Below are 12502 nucleotides of genomic sequence, written 5' to 3' on the forward strand. Positions count from 1 at the left end.
CGGGCCGGTGGAGAACCGGCCCGGCGGCGTCACTCGTCTTCGGCCTCCTCGTGTGCTGCCACGTACCGCAGCACACCCCACATGCTGTTCGGATCGGCTTCCGAGGGTGCGCTGTCCCGGCAGCTCTCCAGCTCCTTGCGCAGGGCGGGGGCGTCGATACCGCTGCCGATCATGACGAGCTGGGTGCACCGCTCCTCGCCCTTCGGCCACGGCGCGGGGTAGAAGCGCAGGAAGTCACCGACGGCGTGCACCGTGAACTTCTGGCGGTTCTCCGGTACGTCGAAGTGGACGAAGCCCTTGATGCGGTAGAGACCCGCCGGGCGGCTGTCGAGGAAGTCCATGAGGCGGCGCGGGTGCATCGGCTCGGCGGAGGTGAACTCCACGCTCTCGTAGGCGGCGTGGAGGTGGCCGGCGTGATGGGTGTGGCCGGGGTGGCCGCACTCACCGGGGTGACCGCAGTGGCCGTCGGAGTCGTGGGCGGGGGCCCCGTTCGCCGCGGCCTCGCGCAGCAGGTCCTCGAAGGACAGCTGGCGGACGGGCGCGTCGTGGTCGTCGCCCGGTCCGCGGTCGAAGAACAGCTCGGGATCGACCCTCCCGTATGCGGTACAGATCACCGGACGGCCGGGAGCCAGGTCGGCGAGCGTGTCCATGAGTGACTGCCGCGCCGCGTCGCCGATGCGATCGGCCTTGTTGAGCACCACGATGTCGGCGATGCTCACATGCCGGTCCAGCTCGGGATGCCGGGCGCGGGTGTCGTCGAACTCCGCGGCGTCGACGACCTCGATCAGCCCGCCGTAGACGATCCGGTCGTTGTCGCTGGCGAGGATCATCCGGATGAGTTCCTGGGGCTCGGCGAGCCCGCTGGCCTCGATGACGATCACATCGATACGGGCGGCGGGGCGGGCCAGCCGCTCCAGGTAGTTGTCCAGCTCGCTGGTGTCGACCGCGCAGCACAGACAGCCGTTGCCGAGCGACACCATCGAGTCGACCTGTCCGGCGACGGTCATGGCATCGATCTCGATGCTGCCGAAGTCATTGACGATCGCGCCGATCCGGGTGCCGTCACCGTTGCCCAGCAGGTGGTTGAGGAGGGTGGTCTTGCCCGACCCGAGGAAGCCCGCGAGCACGACGACCGGGATCTGTTGCGTGGCCAAGAGGGCGCCTCCATGGTGCGGGTGGCGGGCCGCGCGGACCGGCGGCGGACGAGCTGTCGATCGTAACGGACCGCCGGCGCCACGGGCCCAGCTCGCCCCCCGTGGCCTCCCCCGCTAGCGGGGTGCGATGACGGGCACCGGCTGCGGCGGGGGCGGCCCGACATACCGGGCCGCGGGGCGGATGATCTTCGAATCCTGGGCCTGCTCCAGGATGTTGGCGCTCCAGCCGACCACCCTGGCCGCGCAGAAGGTGGGCGTGAACATCTCCCGCGGCAGTCCGCACAGCTCCATGACGACGCCCGCGTAGAGCTCCACATTGATGTGCAGCTCACGGCCGGGCTTGAGCTCGGCCAGCAGCTCTTCGACCCTCGCCTCCACCTGGACGGCGAATTCCACCAGCGGGCCGCCGAACCGCTCGGCGATACCCCGCAGCATCCGGGAGCGCGGGTCCTCGGTGCGGTAGACGGAGTGGCCGAACCCCATGATCCGGTCGCCACGCCGCACGCGGTCACGGATCCACGCATCGATGCGGTCGGGGGTGCCGATGGCGTCGAGCATGTCCAGGGCACGGCTGGGCGCACCGCCGTGCAGCGGCCCGGAGAGCGCACCGACGGCGCCGACGAGACAGGCCGCGAGGTCGGCTCCGGTGGAGGTGATGACGCGTGCGGTGAAGGTCGAGGCGTTGAAGCCGTGGTCGATGGTGGAGATCAGATACGCCTCGATGGCCCGGACCTGCTCCGGCTCCGGCTCGTCACCGGTGAGCATGTAGAGGTAGTTGGCCGCGTGGCCGAGGTCCGCGCGCGGCTCGACGGGCGTCAGGCCCTGGCCGAGGCGGTGCAGCGCGGTGATCAGGGTCGGTACGGCGGCGCAGGCGGCGAGCGCGTCGGCACGGCGGCGGCCGGCGTCGATGTCGTACAGCGGCCGGAAGCCCACCGTCGCGCCGAGCAGCGACAGCGCGGTGCGGAGCCCGGCGAGCGGACCGGAGAGCGCGCCGGCGTGGGCGAGGGCGGGCAGCGCGTCACGCACGGCCGCGGGCAGCGTGCGCAGCGCGGCGGTCTCGGCCTTGAACGCCGCCAGCTGCGCGGCGTCGGGCAGCTCCCCGTGGAACATCAGGTACCAGACGTCCTCGAAGCTGCGAGCGGTGGCCAGCTCCACGGCGGAGTACTGGCGGTAGTGATAGAAGCCCTCGGTGCCCCGTACGTCGCCCAGTTGAGTCTCGGTGACGATGACGCCCGCAAGCCCCCGGGGAGCGTCGATCGGTGCGTTCACCTCGGCGGTCGGCATGGCTGATCTCCTTAGCTCTTCCTCACCCGAACATTGATCCGACTGTCTATGCTTGACTCAATACTTGTCAATGTTGATTGAATCAATATGGATGCGTCTGGATACGGTGACCTCATGGCGGATCGAGAAACGGCGCAAAATGCGGGCGGGCAGCGGCTGAGCACTCGGGAGGCGGCCGACCGGCTAGGCGTGAAGCCGGAGACGGTGTACGCCTACGTCAGCCGCGGCCAGCTGACCAGCCGCCGCGAGCCGGGCGGTCGCGGCAGCACCTTCGACGCGAAGGAGGTCGACGCGCTCGCCCGCCGCGCCGGGCGCCGCGAACCCTCCGCCTCCGGTGGCGAGTTGGCGGTCCGTACCGGCATCACACTGATCGACCGCGACCACTGCTACTTCCGCGGCGTCGACACCTCGGAACTCGCCGCCCACTACAGCTACGAGGAAGTCGCCGAGTGGCTGTGGACCGGCGAACTGCGACCCGGCATCCGCTTCACAGCGCCGCAGGACGCCCTGTCCGCCGCCCGACAAGCCGTCCAGGCACTGCCGGCCCACAGTGGACCGATGGACCGGCTCCGGGTCGCCGTGATCGCCGCCGCGGCCGCCGACCCCCTGCGCTTCGACCTGTCCGAGGCCACCGTCGTCGAGACCGCCCGCAGCCTCATCCCAACCCTTGTCGACGCCTTGCCGTCACACACCCCAAAGCAACGCGCTGCCGACTCACTCGCACCTCGCCTATGGTCACGGCTGACCGCTGAACCGGCCGACGCCGCGGCGCTACGCGTCCTGGACGCCGCGCTGGTTCTGCTCATCGACCACGACCTCGCCGCCTCGACCTGCGCAGCCCGGGTGGCCGCCTCCGCCCGAGCCCATCCGTACGCGATCGTCTCAGCCGGCTTCGGAGCGCTGGACGGCGTGCTGCACGGCGCGGCGAGCGGGCTCGCCCACCGGATGCTGCTGGAGGTGCTGGACCGCGGCAGCGCGGCCGCCGTCGTCGCCGACCACCTACGGGCCGGCCGCCAGGTACCGGGCCTCGGCCACCGCCTCTACGACGGCGAGGACCCACGGGCCCGCACCCTCTTCCGGCTCCTGGAGGAAGTGCCGCAGGCCGGCCCCGCCTTGGACGCCGCCCGCCAAGTGATCACCACAACGGCCCGGCACACGGAGCTGCACGCCAACGTCGACCTGGCCCTGGCCGTACTGACCGTCTCGACGGGCATGCCGACCGAGGCGGGCGAGACCATCTTCGCCATCTCCCGCACGGCCGGCTGGATCGCCCACGCCCTGGAGGAATACGCCGAACGCCCACTCCGCCTGCGCCCCAGCGGCCAGTACCACGGGCCCCTGCCGCCACAGCCGTTGCCATGACAGCCGGCCCACGAGTGAGAGCGGGCCAGAGCCACCCCTAGCACCACCGGCACCCACACGGTCGACATCGGCATCCTCGGGACTCACCCGGAGTGAAACCCGCTAACGCTCGGGGCCTTCCGCTCGCCCTCGTCCCCTAAGGGCGCACCCGAAAGCCGACTCCCGACGGATGAGGTTAGGCTCACCTATGTGAGTACCTGCGCCACCGCTTCCCGTGAATCGGCCGAATCGCTCGCCGGAACCGCGACGCCTGCCCGGACCTGGCTGCTCATCGAGCAAACAGGACCCTGGGGCGCCCATGCACTGACGGACAGTCACCTGGACCCTGACGTCGGCCGGGCCCTCGAAGCCGCGGCTGAGGGGACGGGCGTACGCGTCGCCCTTATCCGGCGGCCGGGGCGTCACGCCGACTGCCACGGCACCTCCCGGCGACGTATGTTCCTCGCGCACACCGCCCCGGGGCGGTCCTGGATCCGCACAACCACCGTCACCGACCCGCAGGCTGCCCTCGACCTGGACTTCACGTCCCTGGGCGCGGGAGAGCATCGCGGCCTGTGGGAGCCGTACATCGGTGAGCCGCTGGTTCTCGTCTGCACCAACGGCAAGCGGGACCGCTGCTGTGCCCTGCTCGGCCGCCCGCTCGCCGCCGAGCTCGCCGCCGGCGGGTCCGAGGTCTGGGAGGTCACCCACATCGGTGGCCACCGCTTCTCCCCCACCCTTTTCGTCCTCCCCTACGGCTACGCCTACGGACGAGCCTCGGCTCCCTTGGTCAAGGAGGCCGTGGAGGCGGCGCGCGACGGACGGATCACGAGCGGCCATTGCCGCGGGCGCTCGGCCTGGGACCGGCCGGGCCAGGCCGCTGACCTTGCCGTCCGCGGGCTGATCGGGGAGGACCGGGCGGACGCACTCGACGTCGTACGGACCGACCCGATGTGGCCCGAACCCAAGTCCGCCGACAACCGGACGCCCGGCAGCGCGACGGTCACGGGATCCTCCCCTGCCTGGCTCGTTACCGTCGCGCACTCCGACGGGCGTACCTGGCAGGTCACCATCGAACAACGGGCCGATGGTGCTGCGGCGCCCGCTAGCTGTGGTGCGCCGCTCGGTCCACCGGCGCGTATGGCGGTTGTCTCCGTCACTGCGTCGAACGCCATGCTTCACGGGACGCCCCAGGCCACCGCCAGTCGGTGATCTCGCGGACTTTCCCTGACAGTCCGCGAGCACTTCAGCAGCCTTCGCCCGCGCGAGGCGCGTAGCTTCGCGCTCGCCGGACCGATGGCCGTGGGTGGGCCGGCTGCCCCGGCCACCCGACGCGAGGCCCGGCCCACCAGTACCGTCCTCCGGTAGCGCAGGGACGCCCCAGGACCAGGTGAAGCGACAGACGAAACGCACTGACCAACTGCGTCGAGCCCGTACAGCCCCGATTCGGCAGCGGATCCGTACGCCGTCCGCCCCCTTCCACCACCGCCGCCACGCACCGCAGCCATCCCCCACCGACCTCATTGCACACTCCCCCCTACGCGCCCCCGCGCGCCTCACCCTCGCGCTGGCGGTTCTGACCGCCCCACGCAAGGCCCCTATCGGTCTCACCATGCGAGGCTAAGCACGCACACTCCGCACCCAAAAGCCCTGTGGATAACTCCTCCCAGCGCCCCTCCGGCCTGCCTCCACACGCCTGACCTGCGCCTTCCATGCGACGGGCAGTCGCCGGGCAAGCACCGGGCGATGACGACACCGACACATCGGGAACCTCCGGCTCGGGGAACCACATGGATGAACCGGGTGGCTGAAAACCAGTGTTCGCCCTGGGTTAGGGCGACAGCACAGCGAGGCATGCATCCGACCCGGGTCCCGGGCTCGGGAGCGGACGGTGTCCCATCCCAGTCGCCGCCCGAACACCCTCCGAATTCCCTCCATCAGGTATTACCCAGCCGACCGCCGCCGCGCTTACTGTTCGTTCGTATGGGCGAAAAGGAAGAGTCGATTCCACGCCCGAGCGGTGCAGAGCCCTCGGGTTCCGCGCCGTTTCCCTCCGACGCACCGTCCTCCGGCACCACTACAGGCAAGCCGGGCAGCGCCTCGCACTTGGCCGACAGTCGACCGGCTGCCCAGACCACGGCCTCGGTCAACCAAGAGCCGGCCACCACCCCCAGGCCGCGCCGTACCCGGCCACGGCTCGGCTGGCCGCGGCGGGTGTTCTCCCAGGTCCTGATGGTGCAGCTGGCCATCGCTGCCGGTGTCACCGCACTGGCAACCGGCCTGTTCCTCGCTCCGCTCAGTGCGCAACTCGACGACCAGGCGATGCGCCGCGCTCTCGCGATCGCGCAGACCACCGCGGCTGAGACACACCTCGACGACGCCCTGGAGTCCTCCCGTCCAACGCGCCATGGCCCCGTGCAGAACGAGGCGGAGCGGATTCGCGCCGCCACCGGCGCCGAGTATGTGGTGATCATGGACAGGCGGGGTGTGCGCTGGTCCCACACCGACCCCGACGAGATTGGGCGCCACGTCTCGACCGATCCGAGCGCCGCGCTCTCGGGCCAGGACGTCATGCAGATCGACAAGGGCACCCTCGGCCGGTCCGCGCGCGGCAAGGTCCCGCTCCGTGACGAGGACGGCAAGGTCGTGGGCGCCGTCTCCGTCGGTATCGCGTACGAAAGCGTGCAGCAACGGCTGCTCTCCACCGTTCCCCAGCTGCTCGCCTACGCGGGCGGAGCGCTCGCCGTCGGCGCTCTCGCCGCCTATCTCGTTGCCCGCCGCCTCCAGCGCCGAACCCATGACCTGGCCTTCTCCGACATCTCCGCTCTGCTCGCCGAGCGGGAGGCGATGCTGCACGGCATCCGCGAGGGGTTCCTCGCACTCGACAAACACGGGCGCATCCGTCTCATGAATGATGAGGCGCAGCGCCTCCTGGATCTCCGCGCCGAGGACACCGGACGCTCCCTGGAAGCAGCCCTGCCACCGGGCCGCACCACGGATGTTCTGGCCGGTCGCGTGTCGGGGGCGGACCTGCTGGCCGTCAGTGGCCAGCGGGTCCTGGTGGCGAACCGCATGCCGACCGATGACGGCGGCGCCGTCGTCACCCTGCGCGACCGCACTGAACTGGAGCGGCTGGGCCGCGAACTGGACGGCACCCGCGGCCTCATCGACGCCCTCCGTGCCCAGGACCACGAGCACGCCAACCGGCTGCACACCCTGCTCGGCCTGCTCGAACTCGGGCTGCACGAGGAAGCCGTGGAGTTTGTGACACAGGCCGTGGGGGTGCATCGCGCGACCGCCGAGCAGGTCACCGAGCGCGTCCACGATCCACTGCTCGCCGCCCTCCTGGTGGGCAAGGCCACCGTCGCCACCGAGCGCGGCGTCTCCTTGAGCGTCTCTCCCGATACGCATCTGCCTGATCGTCTGATCGACCCGCCCAGCCTGGTCACCATCCTCGGGAACCTCGTCGACAACGCCCTGGATGCCACATCGGGTGAGCGCGACGCCCAACTGGAGGCGGAGATCCGTGCGGAAGGCCGGACCGCCGTCGTGCGTGTCAGCGACAACGGACCGGGCGTGCCCGAGGAACGTCGCGCGGAAATCTTCACCGAGGGATGGACGACCAAGGAGCCACCTGCCCACGGGCAGCGCGGCATCGGCCTGGCACTCGTACGCCGACTCGCTGAGCGCTACGGAGGCAGCGCCGAGGTCGGCGAGCGCCCCGGTGGTGGTGCGGTCTTCACCGTGACGGTCCCCGACGCACTGTCCGATGAGCTTCCCCAGCCCCGTGAAGCAGCCACGCAGAAGGCAGTCAGCGACACCCACACCACCGGACGGGCCGTAGCGCGCACTCGCCGCCCCGCAGACGCCACGGAGGCCGGCCGATGATCGACGTACTGGTCGTGGACGACGATGTGCACGTCGCGAAGATCAATGCGGCATACGTCGCCAAAATCGAGGGGTTCCGTGTCAGTTGCCTCGCGCACACCGCCGCAGAGGCCCTCACTGCCCTTGAGACGCACCCCGTCGACCTGATCCTCCTGGACCACTACCTCCCCGACAGAACAGGGCTTCAACTGGTCAGCGAGCTGCGACGCCGCGGCCTGCTCACCGACGTGATCATGGTAACTGCGGCACGCGATATCGCCACGGTGCAGGCGGCGATGCGCCACGGGGCGCTGCAGTACCTGGTGAAGCCGTTCACCTTCGCGGGCCTGCGCTCCAAGTTGGAGGGCTACGCGGCGCTGCACCGCACGTTTGCGGGCGGCGGGCAGGCGGAGCAGTCCGAAGTGGACCGGATCTTCGGGGCGTTGGGAGCCGCCAACGCAGGCTCCGCCGAATTGCCGAAGGGGCACTCCACCGCCACCGCCGACCGCGTCCGCTCGGTGCTGCGCTCCGCGGACGCCCCGCTCTCCGCACAGGACGTCGCCCTTCAGGCGGGGCTGAGCCGGCAGACCGCCCAGCGCTACCTCAAACTCTTGGAACGCGCCGGGCGGGTGCGCCTCACACTCAGGTACGGCGAGACCGGCCGCCCTGAGCACCGCTACGAGTGGGTCTAGGACCTTCAACAGGGTCACGGGAAGGCGAGCGACGGGCGGGGGAGGCAACAGCCACACCCCGCCCTGTCCGGCCTTCCCTTGGCCGGCATGTCCGCCACTTGCCCTACCGGGCACGCCCTAAGCGGCCCCGGCCCCCGTAAGCGCCCGTACCTCCGTCTCCGCGTGCCGCGCCGCATCGGCGGCCTCCGGGGAGAGCACCGTTCCCAGCCAGCCCATCAGGAAGCCCAGCGGAATCGACACGACACCGGGGTTGTCGAGTGGGAAGACGGCGAAGTCCAGTCCGGGGAAGAGGGCCTCCGGGCTTCCTGAGACCACCGGCGAAAGGATGACCAGGGTGATCGCAGGGATCAGACCGCCGTATACGGACCACACCGCGCCCCGGGTCGTGAAGCGTCGCCAGAAGAGGGTGAACAGCAGGACCGGCAGGTTGGCCGACGCGGCGACGGCGAATGCCAGTCCTACCAGGAAGGCCACGTTCAAGTCCTGGGCGAGCAGCGCGAGGCCGATGGCGACCGCGCCGACGGCCACCGCCGCGATGCGCGCCACGGTGACCTCGGCGCGCTGGGCGTCCTGCGCGGTGTCGCGCGGGCGCCGTAGGGAGGCATACAGATCGTGTGCCACAGAGGCCGACGACGCGAGTGTGATGCCGGCAACGACGGCCAGGATGGTGGCGAACGCGACCGCGGCCACCACGGCGAAGAGCACCGTTCCTCCGGTCGAACCGGCGCCGCCTCCCAGATCGAGGGCGAGCAGCGGGACAGCGGTGTTGCCTGCCGTATTGGACGCGCGGACGGCATCGCTGCCGAGTACTGCGGCGGCACCGAACCCGAGCACGATGGTCATCAGGTAGAAGCCACCGATCAGACCGATGGACCATACGACGGAGCGACGGGCGGAGCGCGCCGTGGGCACGGTGTAGAAGCGGGAGAGGATGTGCGGCAGTCCGGCCGTGCCCAGGACGAGTGCGATGCCGAGGCTGATGAAGTCGAGCCGCGAGATCCAGTCGCCGCCGTATTTGAGACCGGGTGCGAGAAAGTCGCGACCGTGGCCACTGCGTTCGGCGGCGGTGTTCAGCAGTGCGTTGATGTCGCCGTGGAAGCGGACCAGTACCAGGACGGTCAGTGCGACCGCGCCGCCCATGAGGAGTACGGCTTTGACGACCTGGATCCAGGTCGTGGCCCGCATGCCGCCGAAGGCAACGTAGACCACCATCAGGGCGCCGACCCCGATCACCATCCACGTACGGGCCTGCTGGCCCGCGCTGCCCACGAGCAGGGCGACCAGACTGCCGGCACCGACCATTTGCGCCACCAGGTAGAGCACCGACACGGTGACGGAAGCCGCGCCGGCCGCGACACGGACGGGGCGTTCGCGCATCCGGGCGGCGACGACGTCGGCGAGGGTGAACCTGCCGCAGTTGCGGACCAGTTCGGCAACGAGAAACAGGACGATGAGCCAAGCGACGAGGAAGCCGACCGAGTACAGCAGGCCGTCGTAGCCGAAGAGGGCGATCAGTCCCGAGATGCCGAGGAAGGATGCAGCGGACATGTAGTCCCCCGCGATGGCGAATCCGTTCTCCATGGGCGAGAAGAGTCTTCCGCCCGCGTAGAACTCCTCGGTGGAACCGCGCCTGCGGCGGCTCACCCAGGTGGTGATCGCCAAGGTGACGGCGATGAACACGCTGAACAGAAGCAGCGCGAGGGTCTGGTGGTCACCGGTCACCGGGTGTTCCCTCCGGTCAGTTCCTGGGTTTCCCAGCGGATGTCGAGCGCCGCGCTGTCCCTGCGCAGCCGGGCATGGCGCGCGTACGCCCAGGTGAGCAGGAAGGTGGTGGCGAACTGGCCGAGGCCGGCGAGCATCGCGACGTTCAGGGCGCCTGCGACGCGGTGGGCCATGAGGTCCGGCGCGGCGGTCGCCGCAATCACATAGGCCAGGTACCAAGCCAGGAAGACCACCGTGCCCGGTAGGACGAAGCGCCGGTAGCGGCGACGTACCTCCTGGAAGGCCGCGCTTCGCTGCACCGCCAGGTAGACCTCGTCATGCGGCGCGGACCGCGGTCCCGGTACCGGTGGCGGTGGCTGCGTGCCACCCCACCCGTCCGTTGTCTCCGCCGCGTCGTCCAGTTCACCCCACCCGGAGGCGAGAGTGTCGTACCAGGGATCGTCGAGCCGTAGGGCCCCTGGATCACCGACCGAGCGGCCGTCCTGCTTGTCCACCGAACTCTCCTTGATGCACGGGGCTGTTGTCCGTGCGGCCCAAGGGTGGACAGAAAGGAAGATCCGGGATGCTTCATTGCGAATCCTTCACCCCATCAGGTGAGGCGTCACCCGGGCGGCTGTGCGAGACCGTGGCGGTACGCGTAGTGGATGGCCTGGGCCCGGTCCCGTAGCCCCGCTTTGGCGAAGAGATTGTTGATGTGGGTCTTCACGGTCGCCGTGGAAACGTGCAGCGTGCGCGCGATTTCGGGGTTGGACCGTCCCTCGGCGATCAGTCGCAGCACCTCCACCTCACGGGCGGTCAGCCCGTCCGGCGGCTCATTCGATGACTGCGGCCGGGGACTCACGGGCTCTGTGAAGCGCTCCAAAAGCCTGCGCTGGATCTTGGGCGACAGGCCGGCCTCACCCGAGAGCACATCGTCGATGGCACGGACGATCTCGTCGCCGTCGGCGTCCTTGGTCAGGTAGCCGCGTGCACCGGCCTGGAGAGCGGGAAAGAGCGAGTCGTCGTCCGCATAGGTGGTGAGCACCACGACCTGGGTACCGGGGTGCTCGCGACGGATGCGGCGGGTGGCCTCGACGCCGTCGCAGCGCGGCATCCGCAGATCCATCAGGGCGACGTCGGGGGCGAGTCCCGCGACGAGGCGGACCGCCTCCGCACCGTCGGCGGCCGATCCGACAACCTCGATGCCCGGCAGCAGCCCCAGCAGCATCACGATTCCCTCGCGCACCACCGTCTGGTCGTCGGCGACCACGACCCGTGTCACCGTGCGCTCCGTCATGCCGGCACCCGCAACCTCACCACGAACCCGTCTCCATCAGGGCCGGACTCCAGCGTTCCGCCGAGGAGTTCCGCGCGCTCCCGCATTCCGGGCAGACCGTACCCGGAGCCGCTCTTGGCGAGCTCGCCGGGCTTCCCACAGCCACCGGAGTCGCGCACTTCAAGCCCCACGTCCTCCGTCCCGTACTCCAGCCGCACGCTCACCCGGGCTCCCGGAGCGTGCTTGCGCACGTTCGTCAAAGCCTCCTGGGCGACCCTGCGGACGGCGAGGCCGGCTTCGGCCGGCACGGTGCGGGCCTCGCCCGTCACCAGCAGCTGAGCGCCCTCAGCGGCCGTCAGGCGGCTCAGGAAGTCCTCGACCGGGATCATCTCCCCGCGCAGCGCGGAAAGCGCCTCACGGGTGCCTTCCAGCCCTTCTCGGGCCATCCCCCGGCACGCCGTGACCCGCTCCAGCAGCTGGTCACGGTCGGCCTCGAGGTCGGCGCTCCGCTGTATCAGCAGCCGTACCGCCTCCAGGTGCACCAGCTGGGCGCTGAGGCTGTGGGCGAGTACGTCGTGGATCTCCCGTGCGATCCGCCCGCGTTCGGTGAGCGCCGCTGATTCGGCCTCCGCCTTGTGAGCCGCCCGTTCCTGCACCAGCAGCCGCTCGGCATTGCCGCGCGCCTCGGCGTCCAGCCGTATGACGTAGCCCGCCAACGCCAGCCCCACGGTGGTGGCGGTGGTCGCTACCCAATTGCCGGTGTTCATCGCCGCGTACGCACCAAGGGCGGCGGCGGAGCACGGAAGGGCGACGCTCAGCGGCAGTCGCTCCATGGCGGTGATGGCGCAGGCGCACCACAGGACGATCGCGGGCACCCGCGCCCCGGCGAGGTCGAAGCCGAAGGCCGCGGCCTCCAAGAGGGCGAACAGGCCGATGGACGGCCACAGACGGCGCGCCAGTGTCGTGCGGTAAAGGCCGCGGAACGCCAGGACGGTGCCGACCATCCCGGCACCCGCCGCGGCCAGGCCCCAGCCGGTGAACGCCCGCCCCGCCAGGGTCGTCCACATCAGAGCCCCGACCACCACGAGACGCACCGCCCGGCGGATCCACATCCGGGCGCCGGTCATCCCTTCACGGGACAGCGACTCCCGCAGCGGCCAGCTCGTCCAGGAGTTCAGCAGCACGTA

Annotated in this window: 10 protein-coding genes; 4 read left to right on the forward strand and 6 right to left on the reverse strand. The window is 70.3% G+C overall.

What is annotated here, in order from left to right:
• Positions 1-29: 29 nt before the first annotated feature.
• The gene (locus tag ACFWJW_RS13810; RefSeq protein ID WP_387239451.1) at positions 30-1154 is read right to left on the reverse strand and encodes a CobW family GTP-binding protein; all 1125 of its coding nucleotides are present in this window, start codon (positions 1152-1154) and stop codon (positions 30-32) included.
• Between the two features lie 114 nt (positions 1155-1268).
• Complete coding sequence (locus ACFWJW_RS13815; RefSeq protein ID WP_387239454.1) at positions 1269-2438, reverse strand: citrate synthase/methylcitrate synthase; 1170 nt, start codon at positions 2436-2438, stop codon at positions 1269-1271.
• A gap of 114 nt (positions 2439-2552) precedes the next feature.
• On the opposite strand from ACFWJW_RS13815, the gene ACFWJW_RS13820 reads away from it, so the two are divergent.
• The 4 genes from ACFWJW_RS13820 to ACFWJW_RS13835 all read left to right on the forward strand — a co-directional run bounded on the left by ACFWJW_RS13820 (position 2553) and on the right by ACFWJW_RS13835 (position 8338).
• On the forward strand, positions 2553-3800 hold the full coding sequence (locus ACFWJW_RS13820) for a citrate/2-methylcitrate synthase (RefSeq protein WP_387239457.1): 1248 nt from the start codon (positions 2553-2555) through the stop codon (positions 3798-3800).
• A 189-nt stretch (positions 3801-3989) separates the two neighbouring features.
• Positions 3990-4991 carry a sucrase ferredoxin gene (locus ACFWJW_RS13825; RefSeq protein WP_387239460.1) on the forward strand — a complete coding sequence of 334 codons (1002 nt, stop codon included), beginning with the start codon at positions 3990-3992 and terminating at the stop codon, positions 4989-4991.
• 1020 nt (positions 4992-6011) lie between these two features.
• The gene (locus ACFWJW_RS13830) at positions 6012-7667 is read left to right on the forward strand and encodes an ATP-binding protein (RefSeq protein WP_387239686.1); all 1656 of its coding nucleotides are present in this window, start codon (positions 6012-6014) and stop codon (positions 7665-7667) included.
• Positions 7664-8338 (forward strand): response regulator, encoded by a 675-nt coding sequence (locus ACFWJW_RS13835; protein ID WP_109892947.1) that lies wholly within the window; start codon positions 7664-7666, stop codon positions 8336-8338. The genes ACFWJW_RS13830 and ACFWJW_RS13835 overlap by 4 nt, the downstream gene beginning before the upstream one ends.
• Before the next feature lie 117 nt (positions 8339-8455).
• Here the strand turns inward: ACFWJW_RS13835 and ACFWJW_RS13840 are convergent, their stop codons facing one another.
• From ACFWJW_RS13840 to ACFWJW_RS13855, 4 genes are all read right to left on the reverse strand, one after another.
• Positions 8456-10060: a cation acetate symporter gene (locus ACFWJW_RS13840; protein WP_387239464.1), complete on the reverse strand. Its 1605-nt coding sequence runs from the start codon at positions 10058-10060 to the stop codon at positions 8456-8458.
• Positions 10057-10554, reverse strand: coding sequence for a DUF485 domain-containing protein (locus ACFWJW_RS13845; RefSeq protein ID WP_387239467.1), 498 nt, complete (start codon positions 10552-10554; stop codon positions 10057-10059). Before ACFWJW_RS13845 ends, ACFWJW_RS13840 begins: the two co-directional genes overlap by 4 nt.
• Positions 10555-10661: 107 nt before the next feature.
• Complete coding sequence (locus ACFWJW_RS13850) at positions 10662-11336, reverse strand: response regulator (RefSeq protein WP_387239470.1); 675 nt, start codon at positions 11334-11336, stop codon at positions 10662-10664.
• Positions 11333-12499 (reverse strand): sensor histidine kinase, encoded by a 1167-nt coding sequence (locus ACFWJW_RS13855; protein ID WP_387239473.1) that lies wholly within the window; start codon positions 12497-12499, stop codon positions 11333-11335. Before ACFWJW_RS13855 ends, ACFWJW_RS13850 begins: the two co-directional genes overlap by 4 nt.
• Positions 12500-12502 lie beyond the last annotated feature (3 nt).

This window comes from Streptomyces sp. NPDC127097, assembly GCF_042724075.1.
GTDB lineage: Bacteria > Actinomycetota > Actinomycetes > Streptomycetales > Streptomycetaceae > Streptomyces.